The following is a 26,773-nucleotide window of genomic DNA, read 5'->3' as shown; positions in this document are numbered from 1 at the left end:
TCTGCTCGCCGCCACACGGTGAGCGGCGCGCTGCTGGTTGCCGGGACCAGCTCCGATGCCGGCAAGTCCGTGGTGGTCGCGGGCCTGTGCCGATTGCTGGCCCGCAGCGGCGTCCGGGTGGCGCCGTTCAAGGCGCAGAACATGTCCAACAATTCAGCCGTCGCCGTGGAAGGCGGCGAGATCGGCCGGGCCCAGGCCATCCAGGCTCGCGCGGCGGGGTTGGAGCCCAGCGTGCGGTTCAACCCCATCCTGCTCAAGCCGGGCAGCGACCGGACGTCGCAACTGGTCATCCGGGGCCGAGTCGCCGATAGCGTCACCGCGGCCGGCTACCTGCGGCATCGCGACCGGCTAGCTGGTGTCGTTCTCGACGAATTAGCCTGTCTGCGAGCCGAGTTCGATGCCGTAATCTGCGAGGGAGCCGGTTCTCCAGCCGAAATCAATCTGCGGGCAACGGATTTGGCAAATATGGGGCTGGCGCGCGCGGCCAACCTGCCGGTGGTGGTGGTCGGCGACATCGACCGCGGCGGTTTGCTGGCCCATCTGTTCGGGACGGTCGCGGTGCTCGACCCCGACGACCAGGCACACATTGCGGGCTTCATTGTCAACAAGTTTCGCGGTGACCCTGAGCTGCTGCAGCCGGGGCTACAGCAGCTGCTGGAGTCGACGGGGCGCCCAACCTACGGGGTGTTGCCGTACACCGACGAGCTCTGGCTCGACGCCGAGGACTCGCTGTCGGTGGTGGCGCACCGCGTCGTCGGCACGCCCGAGCCGCCCCGCGGCGACCAGTGGCTGCGGGTGGCGGCGGTGCGCCTGCCGCGGATCTCCAACTCCACCGATATCGAGGCGCTGGCGTGCGAGCCCGGCGTGCTGGTGCGCTGGATCACTGACCCCGCCGACCTGGCCGACGCCGACCTGATCGTGCTGCCCGGCAGCAAGGCCACGGTCGCAGATTTGTCGTGGCTGCGCGATCGTGGCCTGGCCGGCGGTATCGTCGACCACGTGCGGGCGGGCAAGCCGGTACTGGGCATCTGCGGCGGCTTCCAAATGTTGTGCCGCAGCATCGAAGACACGATCGAATCCGGGGCCGGGGTGGTGGCCGGGCTGGGGTTGTTGGACGCCGACATCGTGTTCGCCACGGACAAGAGGCTGCGGCGCTGGCAGCGGCCGCTGACCGGTTACGAAATCCATCACGGGCGGCTGGCCCGCTGCGCCGAGACGGGTTGGTTCGACGTCGACTCCGGCATGCACGGCATCAGGAGCGGCGCGGTTTTCGGCACCCACTGGCACGGCCTGCTCGACAACGACGACTTCCGTCGCGCCTGGCTCAACCAGGTGGCCGCCGCCGCCGGCCGGAGCGGATTCGTCGTCGCCGACGGCGTCAACGTGGCGGCGCGACGCGACGCTCAGCTGGACCTGATGGCTGATCTGTTGGCGTCGCATGTCGATGTGAAGGCGGTGCTCGGCCTGCTTGCCGGGCCGCCGCCGCAGCGGCCCCATCTGGTCAGCGAACTGCGGGTTTAGGCCGACACCGGGGAATGCACCATTCCCGGCGGAGCCACCAACAGAGCCGGGTCAGAGCCGGGCACACCGGCTGGGCCGTCATTTGCTGAATTGCCGATATCCCGCGGGCGTTTGCTGTAGCTTTCTGGGATCACCACGATTGCCGGTGCTTGCTGCTTGGAGGCGCGCATGTGTGTGGCGGCGCGAATCTTGCTGCCCAACATGGTGCGGGGGGCCGGCGACCTGCGGCCGCGCGGGTAAGGCTGGAAGAAGGCCCTCGATGAATTTCTTGGTGTTACCGCCGGAAGTCAACTCGGCGCGGATGTTTTCCGGCGTCGGGTCCGGCCCGATGCTGGCCGCGGCGGTGGCCTGGGACGGATTGGCCTTCGAATTGGCCTCGGCGGCAGCGGCTTTCGGTTCGGTGACGTCGGGACTGGCGAACGGATCGTGGCGGGGCCCCGCGGCGGCGGCGATGGCCGGCGCAGCCACCCCCTATCTGGGTTGGCTTAATGCGGCGGCGTCACAGGCCGAGGAGGCCGCGGGCCAGGCCCGGGTCGCCGCCGGCGCATTCGAGGCGGCGAAGGCCGCGACGGTACATCCGGCTGCGTTGGTGGCCAACCGGGGTCGGCTGCTGTCGCTGGTGTTCTCAAACCTGTTCGGGCAGAACGCCCCGGCGATCGCGGCTGCCGAGGCCGACTACGAGCGGATGTGGGCCCAGGATGCGGCGGCCATGTCGGGCTACTATTCCGGGGTCTCGGCCGCCGCTGGCCGGCTGACGCCGTGGCAACGCTCGCTGCACAACCTGACCGGCCCGCTACGCGGCCTTCTCGGCGGCCCCGGCCGCGCCCCGGCCACCAGCGCTGCGGGTAACGGCGACGCCGTCACCACGAAGGCCGCCTCTTCCGGTGCCACCGCGATGACCGGCAATTCCGCCCAGGTCGTCACCCCGGCCGTCACCCCGGCTGGCGATCCGGCCGCGGCAGCACGGGCGATGAGCGTGAATGCTGCTGCGGCGCTGGCGCTTCCGGGTAGCGGCAACCAGGGCAGCGGAAACACCGGCAACGGCAACATCGGCAACAACAACTCCGGCAGCGGTAACCAGGGCAACGGCAACCAGGGCAATGGCAACCTGGGCAGCGGCAACGTGGGCAGCGGCAACCAGGGCGACAACAACCCCGGTAGCGGCAACATCGGCAACAACAACCCGGGCAGCGGCAACCAGGGCAGCGGAAACCAGGGCGACGGCAACATCGGCGCCAACAACGTCGGTAGCGGTAACACCGGCAGCGGTAACCAGGGCAGCGGTAACCAGGGCAGCGGCAACACCGGCGACGGCAACCGGGGCAGCAACAATCCGGGCAGCGGCAACACCGGCAACTTCAACGCCGGTGACGGCAACCGGGGCAACGGAAACCAGGGCGACGGCAACATCGGCGCCAACAATCCGGGTAGCGGTAACACCGGGGACGGCAACGGCGGCAACGGTAACCAGGGGACCGGCAACTCCGGCGACGGCAACCGCGGCAACAACAACGTGGGCAGTGGCAACACGGGCAACAGCAACGACGGTGACGGAAACATCGGCAACAACAACGCCGGCGATGGCGACAACAACAGCGGCAACCCGGCGGTCGGCAACCCGGGTGACGGCAACCTCGGCAGCGGCAACTCCGGCGACGGCAACAAGGGCGACAACAACTCCGGTAACGGAAACCTCGGCAACGGAAATATCGGCGATGGCAACAAGGGCTTCAACAACTCCGGCGACGGCGACCTGGGGCTGGGCAACAGCGGCGACGGCAACAAGGGCGACAACAACTCCGGTGACGGCAACCTGGGCAGTGGCAACACCGGCAACGCCAACAAAGGCGACACCAATTCCGGAAATGGCAATCTGGGCGGCACCAACGTCGGTGACGGCAACAAGGGCGACACGAACACCGGCGACGGCAACCTGGGCAACACCAACGCCGGCGACGGCAACAAGGGCGACAACAACCGCGGCACCGGCAACGTGGGCAGCGGGAATACCGGTGATGGCAACAAGGGCGACGCCAATTCCGGCTTCGGCAACGCGGGCAACAACAACACCGGTGACGGAAATTTCGGCAACGGCAACTCCGGCTTCGGCAACAAGGGCGATAACAACCAGGGCAACGGGAATACCGGCAACAACAACACCGGCAACGGAAACTTCGGTGACGCCAATTCCGGCCTGGGCAACCGCGGCAACAACAACACCGGTGACGGCAACTTCGGCAGCGGCAATTCCGGCTACGGCAACAGGGGCGATAACAACCCGGGCTCCGGCAACCTGGGCAGCGGCAACCTCGGCAGTGGCAACATCGGCAACAACAACATCGGTAGCGGCAACATCGGCAGCGGCAATTCCGGTAGCGGCAATCAGAATCCCTTCGGCGGCGGGGCGACCAACAACTCGGGCAGCGGCAACATCGGCAACGACAACTCCGGTAGCGGCAACATCGGCAGCGGCAACTCCGGCAGCGGCAACCGGGGAATCGGACTGCTTTCGTCCGGCGACAACAACCAGGGCAGCGGCAACCAGGGCAGCGGCAACGTCGGCCACGGCAACATCGGCAACAACAACTCGGGCAGCGGCAACACCGGCACCGGCAACTCCGGCAGCGGCAACTTCGGCAACACCAACCAGGGTGCCGGCAACTACGGCACCGGAAACACCGGCCAGGGAAACCGGGGTGACGGCAATACCGGCAGCGGCAATCTCGGCAACAACAATCCCGGCATGGGTAACATCGGCAACGCCAATCAGGGCGGCGGCAACAACGGCAGCAACAACGTCGGCTGGGGCAACACCGGAAACAACAACATGGGATTCGGTAACCGAGGCAACAACAACTTCGGTCTGGGGCTTACCGGCGACAACCAGGTGGGCATCGGCGGGCTGAATTCGGGATGGTTCAACCTCGGCCTCGGAAATTCCGGAAACTTCAACATCGGGTTCGGTAACTCGGGCAGCGGAAATATCGGCTTCGGGAATTCAGGTAATTACAACATCGGCTTCGGTAACGCGGGCAACGGGAACACCGGCTGGTGGAATTCCGGTATCGGGAACACGCTGGCGTCCAACTCCGGCAACTACAACACGGGTTTCTGGAATTCGGGCAACACCAACACCGGTCTGTACAACTCGGGCCACACGAACACCGGCCTGTTCAACTCCGGCAACACCAACACCGGCCTGTATAACTCCGGCAGCACCAACACCGGCCTGTACAACTCCGGCAGCACCAACACCGGCAACTTCAACTCCGGCGGCACCAACACCGGCAGCTACAACTCGGGCGGCACCAATACCGGCAGCTACAACGCCGGCGGGACCAACACCGGTAGCTACAACGCCGGCGGCACCAACACGGGTGACTACAACGCCGGCGGGACCAACACCGGCCACCACAATGCCGGTGGCACCAACTACGGCAATTACAACGCCGGCGGCACCAACACCGGCAACTACAACGCCGGCGGCACCAACACCGGCAACTACAACGCCGGTGGCACCAACTACGGTGACTACAACTCCGGTGGCACCAACACCGGCAGCTACAACGCCGGTGGCACCAACACGGGCCTGTACAACTCCGGCGGCACCAATACCGGCAATTACAACTCAGGTGGTACCAATACCGGCAACTACAACTCAGGTGGCACCAACACCGGCAACCTCAACTCGGGCAACACCAACACCGGCAACCTCAACTCGGGCAATACCAACACCGGTAACCAGAACTCTGGCAATACCAACACCGGCAACCAGAACTCTGGCAATACCAACACCGGAAACCTGAACTCCGGCAATACCAACACCGGAAACCTGAACTCCGGCAACACCAACACCGGCAACCTGAACTCCGGGAATACCAACACGTACGGGGACGCAAGTCGCCCCGACGGATACAACTCGGGCAACACAAACACCGGCAGCTACAACTCCGGCAACACGAACACCGGCAATCAAAATTCGGGGAACACCAACACCGGAAACCTGAACTCGGGCAACACCAACACCGGCAATCTGAACTCCGGCAACACCAACACTTACGGCGATCCCAGCCGGCCGGACGGGTACAACTCGGGCAACACCAACACCGGCAGTTACAATTCGGGTAACACCAACACCGGCAACTTCAATTCGGGCAACACCAACACCGGCAACCACAACTCGGGCAAGACCAACACCGGCAACTTCAATTCGGGCAACACCAACACCTATGGCGATCCCAGCCGGCCGGACGGGTACAACTCGGGCAACACCAACACCGGCAGCTACAATTCGGGTAACACCAACACCGGTGACTACAACTCGGGCTTCACCGACACCGGCAACCGCAACTCGGGCAACACCAACACCGGCGACCGCAATTCCGGCAACACCAACACCGGCGAAAAGAACTCTGGCTTCACCAACACCGGTAATGCGAACTCCGGCAACACCAACCGATTCGACTTCAACTCAGGCAACACCAACACCGGCAGCAAGAACTCCGGCTTCACCAACACCGGCGACGGCAACTCGGGCAACACCAACACCGGAAACAACAACGCCGGCAACACCAACACCGGCAGCGGGAACAGCGGCAGGACGAACACCGGTGATAACAACTCCGGCAACACGAATACCGGCAACGGCAACCGGGGTAACACCAACACCGGCGACAACAATTCCGGCGACACGAACACCGGCAACGGCAACAGCGGTAGCACCAACACCGGCAATAACAACTCGGGCAGCACCAACACGGGTGACGGAAACACCGGTGACACCAACACCGGCAACAATAATTCCGGAAACCTCAACACCGGCGACAACAATTCGGGCAACTACAACATCGGTAACGGCAACACCGGCGATGGGCCCCTGGTGCTGGCTTCGGGTACGGGCAACCTCGCAGGTTCGTCCGGCTTGAACAACCTATCGTTCGGCTCATCGGGTCAGGACAACAATGGCGTGGGCGGCGGGTGGTCCGGCTCGAACAACGGTGGCGTGGGCGGCGGGAACTCGGGGTCCGACAACGGTGGCGTGGGCGGCGGAAACTCGGGGTCCAACAACGGTGGTGCCGGCAGTTCGGGCAATTCCGGCAAGAACAACGGCGGCTTCGCCAACGGCGGAAACTCGGGCGAAAACAACAGCAGTCCCGGTGGTGGTAACTCCGGTTTCAGCAATAACGTTGCCGGCGGCGGGAATTCAGGTTCCTTCAACGGCGGTGCTGGCGGCGGCAATTCGGGTGACAATAACGGGACGGCCGGTGGCGGCAACGCTGGTAGCCGCAACACCGGCGGCAATGGCACCTCGGGCGTCGGAAACTCGGCGGCCGGCGGGAATTCGGGCTTCGGCAACAGCGGTAGTGCCGGCCAATCGGGCACCGGCAACAGTGGGGGTGTCGGGAACTCGGGCACCAACAACAACGGGTCCTCCGGGAGTTCAGGGCAGAACAACGGTGGGGCTGGCGGCAACTCCGGCAACGGCAACAGCGGCAGCGCGGGCAACTCGGGCAGCGGCAACTCCGGAAGTGCCGGCAACTCCGGCCAAAGCAACAGCGGCAGCGGCGGTAACTCGGGCAACAACAACACCGGAGTCACCTTCGGAAGCTCCGGTTCCAACAATTTTGCGGCCGGCGGCAGTTCGGGCACCGGCAACTCGGGCAGCGGCGGCAACTCGGGTACCGGCAACGCCGGAAGCGCGGGCAACTCCGGCCAGAACAACAGCGGCAGCGGCGGCAACTCAGGCGCTAACAACACCGGAGCCACCTTCGGAAGCTCGGGCAGCACCAATGCGGCGGCCGGGGGAAGTTCGGGCACCGGTAACAACGGAAGCGCCGGTAACTCCGGCTTCAACAACAACGGCAGCGGCGGACAGTCGGGCACCGGAAACAACGGTGGCGCAGGAACTTCGGGCTCCAACAACAACGCCTCTGGCGGCAGCTCCGGCTCGGGCAACAACGGAACCGCCGGCAATTCCGGCAAAGGCAACAACGGTAGCGGCGGTAACTCGGGCTTCAACAACAACGGCAGCGCCGGCAACTCGGGCACCGGCAACAACGCGGTGACATTCGGCAGCTCGGGGACCGGCAACATCGCGGCGCAGGGCAGCTCGGGTTCGGGCAACTCGGGCACCGGCGGGGACTCGGGCAAAGACAACGCGGGAAGCGCGGGAAGTTCGGGCTTCAACAACAACGGGTCAGCCGGCAGCTCGGGCCGCAGCAACATCGGCGGCGGCAATGCCGGCACCGGCAATATCGGCTTCGGCAGCTCGGGCACGACCAACATCGGGGCTGGCAGTTCGGGCACCAACAACCCAGGTGCCGGCAATGCGGGCACCGGCAACGTTGGCGCCGGCAGCTCGGGCACCAGCAACCCGGGCGCGGGCAGCTCCGGCAACCAGAACCTGGGCTTCGGCAGTTCCGGGCGCTACAACCCCGGCGCCGGAAACTCGGGGACGCTGAACCCGGGCGCGGGCAGCTCGGGGCTGCTCAACATCTACGCCGGGGACTCCGGCTACCTGGCGTTCGGCCTGGGCAACTCGGGCTTGCTGACGCCGGGTGCGGGGAATTCGGGCCTGTTGACACCGGGCGCGGGAAACTCGGGTGGCCTGCTGGCCGGTTTCGGGAACTCCGGAGCGCTGAACCTGGGTGCGGGGGTTTCGGGCTTGCTGGACTTCGGTGCGACCAACTCCGGCCTGCTCAACTTAGGCACCCTGTTGTCCGGCGTCAAGAACCTCGGGATCTACACCTCGGGAACCGAGGACATCGGTTATGTGCCGCGCGCGCTCTACGTCGCCAACCTCATCTTCGGTGCGCTGACGGGTCTGTAACGGTCCGCACGAGCGTCTGGAACCGGTGCGCACCCAGCCCAATTCCCTGTACTTTGGCGTAGGTGTCCGCGATGATGACCACGCTCGACGGATTTCCGGTTCCGGTAGCGGTATCGGGTCCGGCAACGGGCGTCGTCGTCACCATTCTGGGCGCCGAACAGCGTGCCGTCGCGGCCTACGGTGCCATTTGTGAGCGCCTGCACACCGCATCGCTTCGGACCGTCGTTATCGGCGCTGACCCGCGGCTGACCGCCAAGTCCGTGATGGGCATCCTCGACGTCCTGGCGATCGGCTGGGCGGTGGTGGTCGGTGACCGCGCCGGCGGCGAGCTCGCCTGGGAACTGGCGGCGACCAGGCTGGGGCGGTTCGCCGGTCTGGTGGCCATCGATCGCGGACATCCGCAGGTGGCCGATGTCAACGGCGTGGTCCGCGACGACCACTGCCCGCCGGTGGAGATCAGCACCACCGTGCTGGTGAGTTCTCCGGCTACGCGCAAGGTTGCCCGCGACAGCCAGCGACTGGTCTACGCCGATTACCGGGTCGTGGACCTGCCGGCGCGGCGCAATGCACACAACTCGACCGCGCAGTTGGCCACCGAGATCGTCCTGCGGACCAGCGGCTGGTAGTGCGGCGCCGGCTCTGCATCAACGTGCTCGGCGCAGTGGTACGCACGACGTCGAAATTATTGTCCTACAATGCGTTTCGCGGTGTTGCCCGGCTGGCAAGCCCGAGTGGGCAGGCGGCGGTCAAATCAGTTTCAATGCGGCGGTGATTGATTGGGGAGCCAGCGTGGTTTCGAACAGCTCTAGGGGCCGGCGGCCGGTGATCGGTCTGACGACGTATCGGGAGCGGGTGCAGACCGGGATCTGGGACGTACCCGCGAGCTACCTGCCTGCCGACTACTCCGACGCCGTCATCATGGCCGGTGGTAACGCGGTATTGCTGCCGCCGCAGCCGGTGGATCCGGAGAACGCGAACCGGGTGTTGGACGGCCTGCATGCTTTGGTGATCACCGGGGGCTACGACATCGAGCCCGCCGCATACGGACAGTACCCGCATCCGGCCACCGACCGGCCCCGAGCCGAGCGCGACGCCTGGGAATTCGCGCTGCTGAAGGGTGCACTGGCCCGCGAGCTGCCCGTGTTCGGGATCTGTCGTGGTGTGCAACTGCTCAACGTTGCGCTCGGCGGCACGCTGCATCAGCACCTTCCCGACGTCATCGGCCACGGCGGGCATTGCGCGGGCAACGCGGTGTTCACGCCGTTGCCGGTCCGCACCGTGCCGGGCACTCGGCTGGCCGGGCTGATCGGCGAGTCCGCCGACGTGCCCTGCTATCACCACCAGGCGGTCGACGAAGTCGCGGCGGGCCTGGTGGTCAGCGCGACGGACGCCGACGGCGTAGTGGAAGCGCTGGAATTGCCCGGCAACGGATTTGCGCTTGCGGTGCAATGGCATCCGGAGAAGTCGCTGGACGACTTGCGGTTGTTCGCCGGACTGGTAACCGCGGCCCGCGGGTACGCGGACCGGTAAGTGCCGGTGCAGAGCTGCGCCCGCCCAGGCCGCTCAGCAGCATCCCGCCGAGCATGCCGGGCATTGCTCCCGAAAACTCCGGTGCGGTCCCGGCGGCACTCGACGGCAAGGCCATGGATAAGTCGGCTCCGGGGCATCCGGCCGGGGCCGTCCACGTCGGTCCGATCTGGCGGTAGGTGCGGATTGGCAACTGGCGCAGCGGCTTACCGAAGGCCCCGCCCCGGCGCGCAAGGCGCCGGCGAAACGACGCACCGGCCATGGCTTCACCTCAAGTCTCGGAAGCCTGTTCCTGCAAAATACAAAACTACAGTCTCCGTCCAGATGCAATCGGTTCGCAGGACAACTTTGGCGAATGGTTGTCGCCGAGGGGTCAGACCCCGAAGGCGATCAGCGGGATGGCCATCTCGGCGTCCGTGGCCGCACCGTGAAAACCGATGAGCCGGGCCGTTTCCGGAGGCTCGTGGCCGGTTGCCAGCACGGCCGTTTCGCCGCGGCAGATGACCACGACGTCGCCGATCCGCGGCAGGTGCCGCGGGGTCACCCGGCCGAACAGTCCCGTCGCCACCGCCTCCTGGCGGCTGTGCACGTCCGCCCGGCCGGCCAGCACTTCTCTCCAGGTGGCCAGCACATCGGCGGTGGCGCCGGGTTGGGTGTGCAGGTAGCGCACCCGCGGTTCGCCGGCGACCACCCGGATTCCCGCCGTCAGCCGCGGGTCGGCATCGAGATCGAGCCGCGCAACCGCGGGCACGTTGAGACCGCCATGGTCGGCGGTCACCAGCAGCGCCGCATCCGGGGGCAGCGCCTCGACCAGCCGGGTCAGTAGGTCGTCGACGCTGCTCGCCGCGGCGTGCCATTGCTGCGAACCGAGGCCGAATAGGTGCGCCGCAGTGTCGAGTTCGGCGGTGTAGCCGTAGACCAGCCCGGGCGCCGCAGCCAACTCGTCGGCGATCTGCTCGACGTAGTCCTGGTCCTGATACGCCGCGCGAAGTTGCGCCCCCCGGTATGCCGCGGCGGTCAGCCCGCTGCCGACTAACCACTGCGGCAGCACGGCGCGCACCTCGACGCCGGCCCGGGCCAGTCGCTCGAACCAGGTGGGCAGCGGTTGCCATTGGGTGTGCGGCGGATCGTCGCGCCACCGGATGTGATTGAGCACCGTGCCGGTACCCGGGATATTGAGCGTGAAGCCCAGGATGCCATGCTCGCCGGGCTGGGCTCCGGTGGTCAAGGAGACCAGGTTGGTGGGGGTGGTGGACGGGAACGTGCACACGAGCTGGCTGAGCCGCCCGGTGGCACCGGCCAGGACCGCGGCGAGAAGCGGTGCGTCGCCGGCCAATTCGGGCAGCAGGTGCCAGCCCAACCCGTCGACGAGGATCACCAGGACGCGATCGACCCGGCCGACGCGGTCCGCAATCCCCAGCTTGTCGACCGCTGCGGAGACCCCGAGCAGCGCGGCCGCGGCGGGCAGCACGTCGCAGATCGAACCGAGCACCACTAGACCGGCGCCAGGCGCCGGCTGGTCACCCGCAGTTGTCGGTCGGTGCTGTCGGCCAGCGCGCGCAGCTGGTGCGGCCATAGCCGCCCGCACAGCCGGCCCCAGTGCACGGCGACGTCGTCGCCGGCGGCGACGTCGGGAACGGCGCTGTACCCGTCGGCCCAGACGTCGAGTACCCGTGGCGAGGGCTCTGACAGCTCCAGCGTCGCGCCGTTCCAAACCAGCCTTCGGCAGTGGATTTCGACGGCATCGCCGGTGCGGGAAAGGACTGTGCCCCAGGTGATCCGGCAGTTGTCCAAGACGCTCAACGGGTGCTCGTCCATGCCCCGGCCCAGAAACCGGGTCCACGGATAGACGCCGAAGACGTGAAAGCAGTGATTGGCGGCGGCCTCGTCGGCCAGCTGCGGGAGGTGCGACCAGTAGCGTCCCGCCTGCGGGCCGATGATGGCCAGCAGTTCCTCGAAGAACCGGCCGGGATCGACGTCGGCGCCGACGCCGCCGCCGAGCCAATACGATTCGACCAGCCGGTAGTCCAGCGGGTCGGCGATGCCGGTCAGCCGTGACAGCACGCGCAGGTACGGCCAGGCCCCGGAGAACTTCGTCGCCGCCACCCGCACGTCGTCGGCCGAGCCGTCGCGCAGGGTGGCTCCCAGCGGGGGACCACAATAACCCAGCGCGTTAGGGGCATAGGCATACCGGGCGAACATCTCGGTGCCCGGCTCGAGGTCGCGGCTGATCGCGTCGGCCACCGTCACCCCCGTCCCGAGGACCCCACCAACTTGACGGCGTCACGGTGCATGCGACCGAAGTTGTAGTAGGCCGCACATGCTCCCTCCGGGGACACCATGCAGGTGCCGATCGGTGTCTCCGGGGTGCACGCGGTGCCGAAAACCTTGCATTCCCAGGGCTTGAGCACACCCTTGAGCACCTCACCGCACTGGCACGCTTTCGGGTCGGCCACCCGCACCCCGGGCATCGCGAACCGCAGTTCGGTGTCGAAGCCGGCGAAATCGTCGTGCAGCCGCAGCGCGCTCTGCGAGATGAAACCCAGCCCGCGCCATTCGAAGTGCGGACGCAATGCGAACACCTTGCCCATCAGCGCCAGTGCGGCCGGATTGCCCTGTTCGGGCACCACCCGCTTGTACTGGTTTTCCACCTCGCAGCGGCCCTCACGGATCTGGCGCAGCAGCATCGCGACCGACGCCAGGATGTCCAGCGGCTCAAACCCGGAGACCACCAACGGCTTTCCGTACACCTGCGGCACGAACCGGTACGGCCGGTTGCCGACGACGGTCGAAACATGGCCGGGGCCAATGAAGCCCGACAGCCGCAGGTCCGGTGATTCCAGGATGGCCTTGATCGGCGGCACGATGGTCACGTGGTTGCAGAACACACTGAAGTTGGGCAGCCCAAGGTCGCGGGCTCGCACCAGCGTGACCGCCGTCGACGGCGCGGTGGTCTCGAAGCCGATCGCGAAGAACACCACCTGCTTGTCCGGGTTGTCGACCGCGATCTTGAGCGCGTCCAACGGCGAATAGACGAAGCGCACGTCGGCGCCGCGAGCCTTGGCGTCCAGCAAGCTGCCGGCCGAGCCGGGCACTCGCATCATGTCGCCGAAGCAGGTGAAGACGACGTCGAGCTGGCCGGCCAGCCACATGGCATCGTCGATGCGGCCCATCGGGATCACGCACACCGGGCAACCGGGGCCATGCACCAGTTCGACGTTGTCGGGCAGCAGATGTTCGATCCCGTGCCGATAGATGGTGTGGGTATGCCCGCCGCAGACCTCCATGAACTTGAAGTGTTCGGGGCCGGAGCCGGCCAGATGCTCGATCACCGTCAGCAGTTTGCGCGCCGCGGCCGGGTCGCGGAATTCGTCAACGAATTTCATGGTGTGGCACCCCTGTTCAGATGATCGCCGACGAATCGAAGGCTTGCATTTCGGTGGTGTAGGCATCGCCCAGCTTCTGGATCGCGTCCAGGGTGAGCAGCGCCTCGGTCTCGTCGATCTTGGCCATCGCGAAACCGACGTGGATGAGCACCCAGTCGTCCGGTGCCGGCATGTCCTCGTCGAGTAGCCGCACGCTGATCATCCGCTGCACTCCGCTGACGTCGACCTTCGCCAGATAGTTTGCCGGGTCGGTGATCTCGACGATCCGCCCCGGAATACCCAGGCACATGTCAGTTCCTTTCCCAGGTCAGCAGATTCGCGGCAACGGATCGCCGACCAGCATGTCGACGATCCGGGTACCGCCGAATCCGGTTCGCAGTATCACGGTTTCGGCCGGTTCGGCGACGATTTCGCCCACTTCGGCGGCATCGGCGCCCAGCGGATGCGAGCGCACCGCGGCCAGCCCGGGTTCGGCTTCCTCCGGTGCGACGACGGCGACGAACTTGCCTTCGTTGGCGACATAGAGCGGGTCGATACCCAGCAGCTCACACGCGCCGTTGACCATGGGTGCCACCGGAAGCCGCTCCTCCTCCAGCAACACCCCGAGTCCGCAGGCCTGGGCCAGTTCGTTGCAGACGGTGCCCACCCCGCCGCGGGTGGCATCGCGCAGCCAGCGGGTCGACGGCGCGGCCGCCATCAGCAGTTCCACCAACGGGCTGAGCGAGGCGGTGTCGGAAGCGATGTCGGCCTCGATGGCCAGATCGCCGCGGGCCAGCATCACGGCCATGCCGTGATCGCCCATCGATCCCGACAGCAACACCTTGTCGCCGGCACGCACCGCGCCGGCGGACAGCTGCCGCCCGGCGGGAATGATCCCGGTTCCGGTGGTGGTGATGAACAGGCCGTCGGCGGCGCCCCTGGGCACCACCTTGGTGTCGCCGGTGACGATCTGCACCCCGGCCTCGGCGGCCGCGGCCGCCATGTCGGCGACGATTTCTTTGAGTTCGGCGATCGGGAAGCCCTCTTCGAGCACGAAGGCCGCCGAGATCCAGGACGGCACGGCGCCGGCCATCGCCACGTCGTTGCAGGTTCCGTGCACGGCCAGCGCGCCGACCGAGCCACCGGGAAAACGCCTGGGCGCCACCACGAATGAATCGGTGGACATGGCGACACGCTCACCGCTGGGCAACGGGAGCACCGCGGCGTCGCCCAGCGACTCCAGCGTCGGGTTGCGGAACGCCTCCAGGAAGACCGCATCGACCAGCGCCGCCGAGGCTTTGCCCCCGGCTCCGTGGGCCAGGGTGACGTGCTCGTCGAGCAGCCGGGGCCGCCGCCGGCGGAACGACTCGATGCGCTCGATGACCTCGCCCTCGGCAAAACGCGGTCCTGACGAGAGATAGTCGCCGGCGCGGCTCATGCGGCCCCTCGATCCCGGCTGCCCCGTTCGTGGACCGCCACCCACAGTTGATAGCCCAGCAGCGCCTGCGATTCCTGGATCCGGTGCACGCTTTGTGACCGAACGATGAAGCAGGTGTCCACATTGGGGTTGTCGGCGAAGGCGCCGCCGTCATATCCGGCGAAGCCGATGGTGTACAGGCCCCGCTGACGCGCCTCGGCGAGCGCGGTCAGCAGATTAGGCGAATTGCCGCTGGTCGACATGGCGATCGCGATGTCGCCGTCGCGTGCCCGGGCGATCAGCTGGCGGGCGAATACCAGGTCGAATCCGACGTCGTTGCCCAAGGCGGTGAGTATCGCCTGGTCGGCGGTCAACGACCAGGCCGGCAGCGGCGTGCCGATCGGCGGCCGGGCGAACAGCCGCGCCAGGGTGGTGGAATCGGTGCAGCTGCCGCCGTTTCCGAAGGTGAACAGCCGCCCGCCCGCCGCGAACCGGCGCGCCATTTCGGTGGCGGCTGCCGCCAACAGGTCGGCGTTGGCTTCCAGCGTGCGGCGGCGCAGCGCCAGGCTTTCGGCGGCCTTCGCCTGCGCCGACGCGGCCAGGTCGGCCAGCAGCGATTCGGGGTTTTCCTCCTGCGCATCGATGAACGGATACAGGAAGTTGGTCGGCTCGTCGCTCATCAGGCGTCCTCCTCGAGGCGGCTGAGGGCCGTGCCGGCATGCACCAGCACCAGATCTCCGGCCGCGACCGGGCCGACCAGCGTGGTCACCACATCCTCGACGCCGCGCGCGGTGCGCACGGCGGCCAGCCCGTCGGCCGTAGCGGCCACCACCTCGCCCAGGCGCCCCTCGTCGCTACAGGTGACGCAAACCTCGTCTGCGCATTCAGGTTTGAGTAGCCCTGGATGCTCGAAACACACATGCGTCAGCTCCCACAACACGTGATAGAGGAGCACGAAGCCACCGGTCGCGGGCACCCGCGGGTCGAGGTCGTCAAGCCACAACACGTGGTCGGCCGCGCCGGGTTTCGGGCGCTCACCGCTACCGATCCACAGCGTGGTGGCACCCCAGGCCGGACCGCGTCGCATGATCGAGCGTACGTCCGGCTGCTCGGCGCCGGCGACCGCGACGACGATGTCGCCGGGCCGCACCGATACCCGCACCAGATCCACCAGGTCGGGTCCGGTCAGGGCCACCGCGGGCAGGGCGCGTTTGCCCATGATCACCGGATGGACGAACTCGACCGCGATGTGCAGGGCATGCGGTTCCCACGACGGCGCGATCGACCACATGGTGGCTCCCGCGGCGAACCGCTTGGCCAGCGTGAAAGCGGTGGCTGCCAGGTCGGCGGCCAACTCGGCACTGAGTCCGCGGTCGATGGCGGTGGGAATGCTCATTGCTCGGCCGCCTCCGCCCCGGTCAGCATCGAAATCACGGCCTGACCGAGCGCCAACCCGCCGTCGTTGGGCGGCACCGTGTGGTGGGTTAACACCTCGAAACTCATGTGCTGCAACCGTTCCCGGCACCCACGCAGCAGCAGGACGTTCTGGAACACCCCACCGGTCAGGCCGACCAGCCGCACGCCGCCGGCCACCTGGGCGACCACCTTGGCGACGGCGTCGGCGACCGCTCGGTGGAAACTTGCGGCCAGCAGCGCCGGTTGGGTGCCGGCGCGCAGGGCCGACACCATGGTTTGCACCATGGTGGCCGGATCGATGACCCCGTCGGTCCGCACCGTCAAGGGCAGCGACGGCCCGGCCCGGTCACCAGCCGTCTCGGCCAGCGCTTCCAGTTCGATCGCGGCCTGGCCTTCGTAGTCGATCCGGTGGCGCACCCCGAGCATCGACGCGACCGCGTCGAACAACCGGCCCATGCTCGAACACGGCACACAGCCGGCGCCGCTCTCCAATTGCGAACGAATGAGCCGTAATTCGCCGGGCGTCGCGACGGCGACCGGCGCCAGATCCGGGGTCCAGTCGAGGTCGGCCTGCCACAGCTGCGCCAGCGCCATCCGCCAGGGATTGCGCACCGCGGCGTCGCCTCCGGGCAGCCGCACCGGCAACAGGTGCCCGGCCCGGACGAAGCGGTGACTGTCGCGGCCGAGGACCAGGATCTCCCCGCCCCAGATGGTGGCATCGCAGCCGTAACCGGTGCCGTCGAAGGAGACTCCGACGACGGGTTCGCCGAGGCGCCCGTGTTCGGCCAGCAGCGACACCACGTGCGCATGGTGGTGCTGGATCAGATCGAGCGGTCGGTCGCCGGCGTGGCGCTCCGCCCAACCGCGGGTGTGATACCCAGGATGCAGATCGGCAGCCAAACGCTGTGGTTCACCGCGTATTTCGCTGAGCTGGCGCACCGCGCGCTCGAACGCGCGCAGCGTCTCCCAGGTACCCATGTCGCCGATGTGGGCGGACAGGTACGCGCGCCGGCCATCGGTGAGGCAGAACGTGTTCTTCAGTTCCCCGCCCGCCGCCAAAACGGCCGGGCCGTCGCACCCGAGCTCGATCGGCAGCGGCGCGTAGCCGCGGGAGCGGCGGATCGGCAGTTCGCGGCTCGACCCGCCCTCGCTGAGCACCCGCACCACCGAGTCGTCACAGGGCACGTGGATGGGACGGTCGTGGTCGAGCACCGCATCGCAGAGCGGCGAAAGTCGCTCTGCCGCATCGGCGTCGGTGAAACAGATGGGCTCGTCGGACCGGTTGGCGCTGGTCAGCACCAGCGCGTCGGGTACCGGGCCGCGGCCACCGGGCACCGGCGCCAGCAGCAGGTGATGGATGGGGGAGTAGGGCAACATCAGCCCGAGCAGCGGGCTGCCGGGCGCAACGGAGTCGGCCACCGCGGCGGTGTCGCGCCGGCGCAGCAACACGATGGGCCGGGCCGGACCGGACAACACCGCCGCCTCGGTGTCGTCGACGTGAGCGTAGCGGCGGGCCACGTCCAGATCGCGCACCAGCATAGCGAACGGCTTGGCGCCCCGCGCCTTTCGTGACCGCAGCGAACACACCACCGCGTCGTCGTCGACCGCGCAGGCCAGGTGGTAACCGCCGATCCCCTTGATGGCGACCACCGCGCCGGCTGCCAGCGCCCGTTGGGTGGCCGCCAGCGCCGCGTCGGAGCCGCGAACCCGCCCGGCGGCTGACCGAAACCACAGCGCCGGCCCGCAGTCCGGGCAGGCGATCGGCTGCGCGTGGAACCGGCGATCGCAGGGGTCGTGGTATTCGGCGGCGCAGCGCTCGCACATGGCGAACCCCGCCATGGTGGTACCCGGGCGGTCATAGGGCAGCGTGCGGATCACGGTGAACCGTGGCCCGCAGTTGGTGCAGGTGATGAACGGGTGCCGGTAGCGGCGGTCGCGGGGGTCGAACAATTCGGCGATGCAGTCGTCGCACACCGCGACATCGGGGGGAATCGGCGTCGTGGCACCGCCGACCGACTGGCTGGCCACGATCCGGAACCCGGATGTGCTTGTCTCGGTTGCAATCTCGGTCACCGAGACCGAGCTGATCCGAGCCAGCGGCGGCGCCTCGGCACGCAACCGGCGGGCGAACTCGTCGAGCTGAGCGCGCCCGCCCTGCACCTCCATGAAGACGGCGCCGGAATCGTTGCCGACGAACCCGGCCAGGCCCAGCTCGGTGGCCAGCACGTGGACGAACGGACGAAAACCGACCCCTTGGACGACACCGGTGACGGTGATGCGCCGCCGAAAGTCGTCGGAGCGCAGCAACAAGGGCGTGTCGGTCATGTCAATCGCCATCGGGATCGCGGCCCCGCCCCATCAGCTCCAGGCCGGCCATCGCCTGCTCGGCTCCGGCCCGGTCGGTCTTCTCGACCACGAAGCCCAGGTGAATGATCACCCAGTCACCGGGTGCGAACGTCTCCTCCGGAAGCATGCCCACGTTGACTTTGCGCTGCTCGCCGGTGACATCGACCAGTGCCAGCTGCCCCTCGTAGCCGTCGAGCATGCTGATCACCTGACCGGGTATACCCAGGCACATGATCAGCACTCCTCTCGGATCGCTTCCGGGGCCGAGGTCGTTCGCAACGCCGCGACAATCTCCTCGACCGCGCGGGCGGCGCGGGGGACGGCCTTGGCGACGGGTTCGCTGAGCCCCATGCCTTCTTCGACGCTACCCGCCTCGCACCCGACGACGACGGTGTAGGGCGGCGTGCCCCCCAGCGCCCTCAGGTTCGCGAAGACGGTGGCCGGGTCCATGTTGTGCGCCTCCAGGCTCGCCGGGTCGAACCACTCGTCATGATCGGCCTGGAAGACGTGCAAGGCGCCCGGATTGCCGCGGCTGGGCACCGCGTCGACCAGCACCAGGGTGTCCCAACCCTCGAGCAGGTCGTAGGCCAGATGCATGCCGCGGATGCCGTAGTCGATGACGCGCACCTGCGAACCGTCCTGCGGAATCTCGGCGTGGCGCAGCACCTCGGAGCCGAAACCGTCGTCCCCCAGGAAAATGTTGCCGATTCCGGCGACCAGGATGCGCGCTGTCATGGGCTGGCCCGGCCCCGGCTACATCCGCCGTAGCTTCAGGTAGCGGCGGGCATCCGGTAGTGATGCCACCCCCAACGCCACCGCGACGGCCACCACCAGCCCGATGAGGGCAATGAACACCCAACCTAAGACGTCCATGGCGAACTCCTTTCACATGGTTTGCGTTTGCAGCGGTTCCACCTCGTCAGGGGAGAAGTACAGGTAACGGCCGTACCACTCGTGCAATTCGGCCGCCGGATCGTCATCGACGACCACGGCGACGTGCGTGTTGCCGTCAACGTCCTGGTGCACCGACGCGACGCGGGCGGTCTTGCCGGCGACGAAGATGTCCTGCGCGTCGGCGTTGCGCCTCGGCCGTAACCGGACCCGGCTGCCCCGCGCGATCCGGACTCCGTTCACCGGCACCGCGTCGACCTCGGGACGAACCGCGTCGTTGGCCAGCGGATCCCACCAGTCGATCCCCACGGGCACCTCCGGGACCAACCCGGCAACCCCGTGCGGGTCCCGCAGCACCCCGTGCAACCGGGCCATGTCCTGCGCCGACATGGCCTCACACCGGTCGATGATCCGGGCGGCCCGCGGATCGGTGGCCCGCGCCTGAGCCTTTTCTTCGTCGGTCATGGTCATCACGCGCAACGTCAGGATCTCGTCGATCTCGGTGCAGTCATACAGCGCGGTGCTGCTCTGTTCGGCGACCTCGGGGTGGTCGTAGAGGATGATCGGCGAAATCAGCAACAGGTCGTGGCTGCCCGGTGGCCCGGCCAGCACCGGGAAGCATCGGTGCTGGGTGCACCGCGACACCGCCCCGGATGCGGCCGGCGGCGGTTCGAGCAACGAAACAAACTGGCCGCCAACCACTTCGGCGATGATATGGGTGCCGATCAGCGACCGCGCGATCGCATCGTCCTTGTCGCAAGGGCTGGGACCGACGTTGGCGATACGTACCGAGACCCGGCGCAGCTCACCGTCGGGTTCGCTGGAGACGCTGAGCTCGCCACGCACCTCCCGGCGGTGCCGAACCAGACGGCCGCCGTCGACGGATTCGACGTCGGTCGCTTCCGGTGCCAGCAGCGGTAGCGTCCACGGCTGGTCCTCGAATACCAACGGGCCGAAGGACCTTTCACATTCGACGGCTTCGTCCCAGGACAGCCACGATCCCGACGTCGTGGTCAGTTCGGCCACGGGTTCGAACCCGCCGCCGGCATGTGCGCGCTCGGCGCGGCGGTGCTGCAGCTGCAGGAATCGCACCACCAGGGTGATCGCCCGGGCGCCGTCGACCAGCAACTGCGCCGCCATCGTGTCGTCTTCGCCCAGCCCGGCCTCGGCCGCCCCGGGTGGTCCCAGAACGCCGAACTGCCAACGGGATTGGTTCTTGCTCGACGTCCCGCGGTAGGGGTAGAGCAGATAGCCTTCGTAGAGCACCGCGTCGGCGACGGCGCGGGCGCGGTCCCAGCTGGGAGTCACGGGCTTGCCTCCCGTTGCGATGCGTCGGCCAACAGCGCGGTGAGAGCGTGGTCCAGGTCGAGCAGGCCGCGCGCCGACTTGTAGCGGGCCAGCGCGCTGATGGTGTCATGACTGAGCCGCAGCCACCCGGTGCTCGGGTAGTGCTGTGCCATCAGCTCGCGCCACACCGCGACCGGCATGTCATAGCGGTCCTCGCAGTCCCAGGACACGTGCTGCACCGAGAAACCACGTTCGGACTTGACGAAAACTGTTCCGCTGAATAGGAATTGGAGGGGGACTGCGCCGGCGCGCAGCGCGTGCAGGTACTTGGCCGCGGCCACCTCGAAGTCGTAGGTGCAGCCCAAGGGTAGCGCCGCGGTGGTGTGGCCGGTGAAACCCGGCACCATGGCGGTGCAATGCTGCCACAGGAAGGTCCGCTGGGTGTTTACCCAGCGTTCCCGGGGTCCGAACAAGTCGAGCAGTCCGGCGGCTTCGTCGTCGGAGTAGGAACGCCGCAGCGGTTCGATGCGGACCTGGCAGCGCAGCGCGACGGCGTGCACCGGGTCGTCGCCGCTGGCGGCGACGCTGATGCGGGCGGTGAGCACCGGGCTGACGGTATACGGCTCCGGCGCCACGTCGAGTACGGCGAACGTCAGGTCCATCGGCTGAGTCACCGCGGCGTCTCCCGTGCTTGGGCGGCGACCTTGGCGAAGAAGCCGTTGATGAATTCGCGGGCCTGGTGGCCGCCGTCGAAGCCGCGCCACAGCAACCGCAACCGGCCGACGAATTCGTAGCAGGCGTCGATCGGAACCAGAAAGCTTTGCGGCGGGCCGGATTCGGGGACCCGCACCAAGAGCGCCTCCACATCGTCGGCCACTAGGCTAAGCCGGGGGTCGGCCCCGCCGAGGGCGTTCCAGGCGTCCAGGTCGAGCTGCGATTCGGTAGCGCCGGCCGGACCCGGGTAGAAGGCGACGGTGCGGCCCAGCGCGGAGTTGGTGAAGAAGAACGCCACACCGACCGGAATCTGCAGGGCCTCCCAGGTGCGCCGGTCCAGCGCGAAATCGGGGAACGCCAGATACCGGTCGGGAACGGCGCGGTAGCGCAGCTCGGCTTCGGAGTCGGTGAACAGCAGATAGCAGCCGCGGCAGACGCACATCAGTTGCCGCCCGGCCACATTCACCACATGCTGATGCTCGTCGGATATCGGCTCCGAGCACATCTCACATCGTTCGTCGGCCGGTTCGGGGGCCCGCGGGTTGGTCCTGATCCGGGCCAGGACGTCATAGGGACTTGTCATGCCGAAGCTCCCATGGCTTCGGGTAGTGCCACCGAGAGCACGCCGTCGCGGCGCAGTAGCGGCAACGGGTCCAGGTGGGCCCCGTTCGCACCGGCACCCGCGCGCACCACGTCGAATCCGGTGTCACAGCGCGGGCAGCGCAGCAGCGCGTCGGACAATTCCGCGCCGGCCAGCGTGTCGTCACACATCGGACAGTGGTCGCGATAGGCGAACGTCTGGTCGCCGACCCGGCACGCCAGCAACGTCATCCCGTCCACCAGGAAACCGCCGACCTCGCCGGGCGCCAGGTCGTCCAGCTCCGGCACCGGGTGCCAGGAGGTGGCGTTATGGCCGTCGGAATGCACTCGCGCCAGGAGGGATTCGGCTGCAATGACGGTGTCGGGCTTGGTGTTCGTGACCAGTTCGATCGAGCAGATCTCCGGGGCGGCCGCCCGGATGGCGTCCTGCACCGCCAGCTCGAGTGTCACCGCCGACGACGGGCAACTCTTGCAGCTCCCGGTGAACGCCAGCCGGACGACGGTATCGGTGACCTCGAGCAGGTCGACGTCGCCACCGTGGGAACTCAGGTAGGGCCGCACTCGCTCCAACGCGTCGGTCACCCGCCGGTGCACGTCGTGCGGGTGCAGGCCGTGTACCAGGAGCAGGCTGGCCACCAGGTCGTCGGTGGCCAGCCGCTCGGCCAAACCGGGGTCGTCCAGCGATTGCATGATCCGTTCCAGCCCGGCTCCGTAGAGCCCGACCACCTCGCGGACCAGCTGTTGGGCGCGTTCATGCGCGGCCGTCCCGGCCGCCGCGCAGGAATCCAGCAAGGTCTGGATTCGATCGCCCGCGGTGCGCCATTGTGTGTCATTCTCCGGGGTATCCGGGCGATCGGCCATGCATCACTCCTTTTGATGGTGATGACCCGGCCCCCGCAAGCGGGAGGTGCCCCCAGCGCCCGGCTTCGCCGCGCTTGCGATCATCACGCCTCGATGGGTGACTGCGTTGGTGTGTGCAGTCTCTCCAGCGTCTTGCCCTTCCCCAGGTACATGTGGACGCCGCAGGGCAGGCACGGGTCGAAGCTGCGCACCGTGCGCATCACGTCGATGCCCTTGAAGTTCTCCCGGTCGTTCTCCTCGAAGATCGGCTGACCCTGCACCGCGTCCTCGTAGGGGCCCGGCGTGCCAAAGCTGTCGCGCGGGTTGGCATTCCACGGGGTGGGCGGATACGGGTGATAGTTGGCGATCTTGCCGTCCCGGATCACCATGTGGTGGCTCAGCACGCCGCGCACCGCCTCGGTGAAGCCGCAGCCGATTGCCTCGTCGGGCACCTCGAAGCGCTCCCAGGTCTTGGTGCGTCCGGCGCGGATTTCCGCCAACGCCTGATCGGCGAAGTGCAATGCGCATGCGGCCGCGTAGGCCTGGAAGTAGGTGCGGGCCCGGTCCCGTTCGATCGTATTGCTGCCGTGCTTAGGGACCTTCCATTCGAGCTCCACCGGACCCTTCAGCGCGGTCTTGGGCAGGTTGATCTTGACGCTGTTGCCGGTCGCCTTGACATAGTCGATATCAACCAGCCCGGCCAGCGCGGTGGCCCACAGCCGGGCCAGCGGGCCGCCGCCGGTGTCCAGCGCCAGATGGTCCTTGCCGTCGAACCAGCGCGGCGACATCACCCAGCTGTATTTGCCGCCGTCCATATCCCGCTTCTGCGGATGCGGGTTGGTGTGCTGGTTCCACGGGTGGCGCCGGTCCACGGCGTTGCCCAGCGGATCGGTCTTGACGAACATCTCCTGGCCGGTCCAGTCGTCGTAATACGAACTGCCCAAAAGGATTCGGATGCCAAGGTTGATGTCCACCAGCGAGTGGGTGACCAGTTTGCCGTCGACCACCACGCCCGGGGTGACGAACATCGCGTTACCCCAACGCTCCATGTCCTTGTATTCGAAGTTGCACACCTCGGGGTCCTGGAAAGAACCCCAGCAGCCCAGCAGCGTGCGGCGCAGGCCGACCTTCTCGTAGCCGGGCAGGGCGTCGTAGAAGAAGTCGAACAGGTCGTCGTGCATCGGCACGACCTTCTTCATGAACTCCACGTAGCGCATCAGCCGGGTCATGTAGTCGGTCATCAATTGGACGGTGGCGGTGGTCCCGATGCCACCCGGGTACAGCGTGGACGGGTGTACGTGGCGACCCTCCATGAGGCAGAACATCTCTCGGGTCCAGCGGCTGACTTGCAGGGCCTCCCGGTAGAACTCGCCGCTGAACGGGTTGAGCGAGCGCATGATCTCGGCGATGGTTTGGTAGCCGTGCGCGTCGGCGTGCGGCGCCGCGGTCTTCTCCGCCTTGGCCAGCACCCCGGGATTGGTCTCGGCGACCATCTTCTCGCAGAAGTCCACGCCGACCAGGTTCTCCTGGAAGATGTTGTGGTCGAACATGTATTCGGCGGCCTCGCCGAGGTTGATCAGCCACTCGCCCAGATGCGGCGGCTTGACCCCGTAGGCCATGTTCTGGGTGTAGCAGGAGCAGGTGCAGTGGTTGTCACCGCAGATGCCGCAGATGCGGCTGGTGATGAAGTGGGCGTCGCGAGGATCCTTGCCCTTCATGAAGATCGAGTAGCCGCGGAAAATCGACGAGGTGCTGTGGCATTCGACGACTTCTTTGTTCTCGAAGTCGATTTTGGTGTAGATGCCGAGGCTGCCCACGATCCGGGTGATCGGATCCCAGGACATTTCGACGAGCTGGCCGGGTTCGCGCTTGGCGGTGGTCGGCTCGGGGACGATAGTGGTCATCGAAGTCTCTCCGGGTGAGCTGAGAATGCGGCGGCCGCCACCTACCAGGTGCGGCGCGCTCCAGTGGTGAGTTGGGTGCCCTTGTGGCGCCAGCGTGGTTCCTTGTCGACGGTGCGCTCGGTGATGTGCCGCAGGTTGCGAATCACGGTCCCGTAGAGGCCCGACGCGGTGGTGGATACCTTGCCGCCCGGTGGCTCGTCCATGAACGGCATGAACTTGTCCGGGAAGCCCGGCATGGTGCAGCCGATGCAGATGCCGCCGACGTTCGGGCAACCGCCGACACCGTTGATCCAGCCGCGCTTGGGCACATTGCACTTCACAACCGGACCCCAACAGCCCAGTTTCACAATGCATTTCGGCGAGCCGTATTCGGTGGCGAAGTCGCCCTGCTCGTAGTAGCCGGCCCGGTCGCAGCCCTCGTGCACGGTTTGGCCAAACAGCCACTTGGGCCGCAGCGCGTCGTCGAGGGGAATCATCGCTGCCTGGCCGGTGGCCATGTAGAGCAGATAGGTCAACGTCTCGGCGAGGTTATCCGGATGGATCGGGCAGCCGGGCACGCAGACGATCGGGATACCGGCCTTGCTCTTCCAGTCCCAGCCGAGGTAGTCGGGAACACCCATCGCGCCGGTGGGGTTGCCGGCCATCGCGTGGATGCCGCCATAGGTGGCGCAGGTGCCGACGGCGACGACCGCGGTGGCCTTGGGTGCCAGCCGGTCGAGCCACTCGCTGGTGGTCATCGGCTGGCCGGTGGCCGGGTCGTTGCCGAACCCGCACCAATAGCCCTCGTCCTTGATCTTTTCGTTAGGTATCGATCCTTCGACGACCAGCACGAAGGGCTCCAACTCGCCGCGATCGGCTTTGAAGAACCAGGCCAGGAAGTCGTCGGCCCCGCCGGTGGGTCCGCATTCGAAATCGATCAACGGCCAGTGGACGGCGACCTTGGGAAGGCCGGGAAGGGCTCCGAGGGCGATCTCCTCGACGCTGGGCTGGGTGGCGGCAGTCAACGCCACCGAATCGCCGTCACAGCTAAGACCTGCGTTGATCCACAGCAGGTGGATCAACGTTTCTTCTGCTTTGACTGCTGCTTCTGTTGGCATAGTGCAGCTTTCCGGGGCGAGCTGAAACCCCTAACGCCGCCGGAGTCGACCGTCGGCCCACTTGCGCAGCGCTATTTTTGGGTCTACTCCGTGTCGTTGTGCCTTGTCAATGGTTCGCAGGTGGCAACCTGACGGCTTCGGCCGACGGCTGTTGCATAGCCTGTCTTTGTTCTTTACCGTCAGTGCCAGAACGGAATTCGCAATCTGGCTATGTGCCTGATCATTGCGAATAGTTTGCAGTTGACGACTCGTCAACGCGTTATCCAGGGGGCACACCGCGGGCGAACCGCCGTAGCCAATCGAACCAGGCGGCCATACCCGCACCGGTGCGCGCACTGACCGGCAAGATCGCCGCGGTGGTGTTCACCTGGCGGATATGGGCGATGTAGGCCTGCACATCGGCGTCCAGATAGGGCACCAGGTCAATCTTGTTGAGCAGCACCACATCCACCGAGCGAAACATCACCGGATACTTGAGCGGTTTGTCCTCGCCTTCGGTGACGGAATAGACCATGGCCTTCGCGTGCTCGCCGACGTCGAATTCGGCCGGGCAGACTAGGTTGCCGACGTTTTCGATGATCACCAGGTCCAGGCCGGGCAACTCCAGACCCGGCAGGGCGCGGTTGACCATGGGCGCGTCCAGATGGCATTCGCCGCCAAAACCGTTGCTGGTGTTCAGCAGTGACACCTGGGCACCGCGGCCGCTGAGTTTGGCGGCATCGAGGTCGGTGGCGATGTCGCCCTCGATGATCCCGATCGCGAACTCGCCGGCGAGCTCGTCGAGCGTGGCCTGCAGCACGGTGGTCTTTCCCGATCCGGGTGAACTCATCAGGTTGAGTGCGCGGATGCCGTTGCCGTCGAATGCCGCCCGGTTGATAGCGGCGCGCGCGTCGTTCTCGGCGAAGATGTCTTCGAGGACGTCGATGCGCGCAGCGCCGGTCTGGTAACCGGTGTGATCCCCGTGCTCGTGCTCGTGGATGTGCACAGTCCCGTCGTCGTGGCGGTGAAACCTACCCATT

General features: G+C 67.0%; 23 protein-coding genes. 5 read left to right on the top strand and 18 right to left on the bottom strand.

What is annotated here, in order from left to right; translation table 11 throughout:
• The first annotated feature begins 18 nt into the window (after positions 1 to 18).
• The 5 genes from CDN38_RS04435 to CDN38_RS31675 all read left to right on the top strand — a co-directional run bounded on the left by CDN38_RS04435 (position 19) and on the right by CDN38_RS31675 (position 10,056).
• Positions 19 to 1,521 (top strand): cobyric acid synthase, encoded by a 1,503-nt coding sequence (locus CDN38_RS04435; RefSeq protein ID WP_099318807.1) that lies wholly within the window; start codon positions 19 to 21, stop codon positions 1,519 to 1,521.
• A 259-nt stretch (positions 1,522 to 1,780) separates the two neighbouring features.
• Complete coding sequence (locus CDN38_RS31680) at positions 1,781 to 8,350, top strand: PPE family protein (RefSeq protein WP_180276286.1); 6,570 nt, start codon at positions 1,781 to 1,783, stop codon at positions 8,348 to 8,350.
• Between the two features lie 71 nt (positions 8,351 to 8,421).
• A complete protein-coding gene (locus tag CDN38_RS04415; RefSeq protein ID WP_075513748.1) occupies positions 8,422 to 8,976 on the top strand; it encodes an alpha/beta hydrolase in 555 nt (184 codons plus the stop codon).
• A 142-nt stretch (positions 8,977 to 9,118) separates the two neighbouring features.
• Positions 9,119 to 9,880, top strand: coding sequence for a gamma-glutamyl-gamma-aminobutyrate hydrolase family protein (locus CDN38_RS04410; protein WP_075513749.1), 762 nt, complete (start codon positions 9,119 to 9,121; stop codon positions 9,878 to 9,880).
• A gap of 53 nt (positions 9,881 to 9,933) precedes the next feature.
• Positions 9,934 to 10,056, top strand: a complete 123-nt coding sequence (locus CDN38_RS31675; protein WP_267888326.1) for a hypothetical protein — start codon at positions 9,934 to 9,936, stop codon at positions 10,054 to 10,056.
• Between the two features lie 194 nt (positions 10,057 to 10,250).
• Here the strand turns inward: CDN38_RS31675 and CDN38_RS04405 are convergent, their stop codons facing one another.
• The 18 genes from CDN38_RS04405 to hypB all read right to left on the bottom strand — a co-directional run bounded on the left by CDN38_RS04405 (position 10,251) and on the right by hypB (position 26,772).
• Positions 10,251 to 11,369 carry an alkaline phosphatase family protein gene (locus CDN38_RS04405; RefSeq protein WP_075513784.1) on the bottom strand — a complete coding sequence of 373 codons (1,119 nt, stop codon included), beginning with the start codon at positions 11,367 to 11,369 and terminating at the stop codon, positions 10,251 to 10,253.
• A 2-nt stretch (positions 11,370 to 11,371) separates the two neighbouring features.
• Positions 11,372 to 12,121, bottom strand: coding sequence for a DUF6390 family protein (locus CDN38_RS04400; RefSeq protein ID WP_408632994.1), 750 nt, complete (start codon positions 12,119 to 12,121; stop codon positions 11,372 to 11,374).
• Positions 12,122 to 12,123: 2 nt separating this feature from the next.
• A complete protein-coding gene (gene hypD / locus CDN38_RS04395; protein ID WP_075513750.1) occupies positions 12,124 to 13,263 on the bottom strand; it encodes a hydrogenase formation protein HypD in 1,140 nt (379 codons plus the stop codon).
• Between the two features lie 16 nt (positions 13,264 to 13,279).
• The gene (locus CDN38_RS04390) at positions 13,280 to 13,552 is read right to left on the bottom strand and encodes a HypC/HybG/HupF family hydrogenase formation chaperone (RefSeq protein WP_075513751.1); all 273 of its coding nucleotides are present in this window, start codon (positions 13,550 to 13,552) and stop codon (positions 13,280 to 13,282) included.
• Positions 13,553 to 13,570: 18 nt separating this feature from the next.
• Positions 13,571 to 14,680: a hydrogenase expression/formation protein HypE gene (hypE, locus tag CDN38_RS04385; RefSeq protein ID WP_082277448.1), complete on the bottom strand. Its 1,110-nt coding sequence runs from the start codon at positions 14,678 to 14,680 to the stop codon at positions 13,571 to 13,573.
• Positions 14,677 to 15,339 carry a D-sedoheptulose-7-phosphate isomerase gene (locus CDN38_RS04380; RefSeq protein ID WP_075513752.1) on the bottom strand — a complete coding sequence of 221 codons (663 nt, stop codon included), beginning with the start codon at positions 15,337 to 15,339 and terminating at the stop codon, positions 14,677 to 14,679. The genes hypE and CDN38_RS04380 overlap by 4 nt, the downstream gene beginning before the upstream one ends.
• Complete coding sequence (locus CDN38_RS04375) at positions 15,339 to 16,055, bottom strand: HypC/HybG/HupF family hydrogenase formation chaperone (protein WP_075513753.1); 717 nt, start codon at positions 16,053 to 16,055, stop codon at positions 15,339 to 15,341. Before CDN38_RS04375 ends, CDN38_RS04380 begins: the two co-directional genes overlap by 1 nt.
• On the bottom strand, positions 16,052 to 18,400 hold the full coding sequence (gene hypF / locus CDN38_RS04370) for a carbamoyltransferase HypF (RefSeq protein WP_099318805.1): 2,349 nt from the start codon (positions 18,398 to 18,400) through the stop codon (positions 16,052 to 16,054). The genes CDN38_RS04375 and hypF overlap by 4 nt, the downstream gene beginning before the upstream one ends.
• Position 18,401: 1 nt before the next feature.
• Positions 18,402 to 18,653 carry a HypC/HybG/HupF family hydrogenase formation chaperone gene (locus tag CDN38_RS04365; RefSeq protein ID WP_099319322.1) on the bottom strand — a complete coding sequence of 84 codons (252 nt, stop codon included), beginning with the start codon at positions 18,651 to 18,653 and terminating at the stop codon, positions 18,402 to 18,404.
• A 2-nt stretch (positions 18,654 to 18,655) separates the two neighbouring features.
• Positions 18,656 to 19,156 (bottom strand): hydrogenase maturation protease, encoded by a 501-nt coding sequence (locus CDN38_RS04360; RefSeq protein WP_099318804.1) that lies wholly within the window; start codon positions 19,154 to 19,156, stop codon positions 18,656 to 18,658.
• An 18-nt stretch (positions 19,157 to 19,174) separates the two neighbouring features.
• Positions 19,175 to 19,294, bottom strand: a complete 120-nt coding sequence (locus tag CDN38_RS32830; RefSeq protein ID WP_099318803.1) for a DUF6893 family small protein — start codon at positions 19,292 to 19,294, stop codon at positions 19,175 to 19,177.
• A 12-nt stretch (positions 19,295 to 19,306) separates the two neighbouring features.
• The gene (locus CDN38_RS04350; protein ID WP_099318802.1) at positions 19,307 to 20,620 is read right to left on the bottom strand and encodes a hypothetical protein; all 1,314 of its coding nucleotides are present in this window, start codon (positions 20,618 to 20,620) and stop codon (positions 19,307 to 19,309) included.
• Positions 20,617 to 21,261 carry a DUF6084 family protein gene (locus tag CDN38_RS04345; protein ID WP_075513788.1) on the bottom strand — a complete coding sequence of 215 codons (645 nt, stop codon included), beginning with the start codon at positions 21,259 to 21,261 and terminating at the stop codon, positions 20,617 to 20,619. Before CDN38_RS04345 ends, CDN38_RS04350 begins: the two co-directional genes overlap by 4 nt.
• Before the next feature lie 8 nt (positions 21,262 to 21,269).
• Positions 21,270 to 21,896, bottom strand: a complete 627-nt coding sequence (locus CDN38_RS04340; protein ID WP_075513757.1) for a DUF5947 family protein — start codon at positions 21,894 to 21,896, stop codon at positions 21,270 to 21,272.
• Positions 21,893 to 22,774, bottom strand: coding sequence for a NifU family protein (locus CDN38_RS04335; protein WP_075513758.1), 882 nt, complete (start codon positions 22,772 to 22,774; stop codon positions 21,893 to 21,895). Before CDN38_RS04335 ends, CDN38_RS04340 begins: the two co-directional genes overlap by 4 nt.
• Positions 22,775 to 22,857: 83 nt before the next feature.
• On the bottom strand, positions 22,858 to 24,657 hold the full coding sequence (locus CDN38_RS04330; protein ID WP_075513759.1) for a nickel-dependent hydrogenase large subunit: 1,800 nt from the start codon (positions 24,655 to 24,657) through the stop codon (positions 22,858 to 22,860).
• Between the two features lie 41 nt (positions 24,658 to 24,698).
• Positions 24,699 to 25,754 carry an NADH-quinone oxidoreductase subunit B family protein gene (locus tag CDN38_RS04325; RefSeq protein ID WP_099318801.1) on the bottom strand — a complete coding sequence of 352 codons (1,056 nt, stop codon included), beginning with the start codon at positions 25,752 to 25,754 and terminating at the stop codon, positions 24,699 to 24,701.
• Positions 25,755 to 26,013: 259 nt separating this feature from the next.
• Positions 26,014 to 26,772, bottom strand: coding sequence for a hydrogenase nickel incorporation protein HypB (hypB, locus tag CDN38_RS04320; RefSeq protein WP_075513761.1), 759 nt, complete (start codon positions 26,770 to 26,772; stop codon positions 26,014 to 26,016).
• Between the last annotated feature and the right edge of the window lies 1 nt (position 26,773).

Source organism: Mycobacterium ostraviense, assembly GCF_002705925.1.
In the GTDB taxonomy this organism is placed as follows: Bacteria; Actinomycetota; Actinomycetes; order Mycobacteriales; family Mycobacteriaceae; genus Mycobacterium; species Mycobacterium ostraviense.
This window is presented reverse-complemented; position numbering and strand designations above follow the sequence as displayed.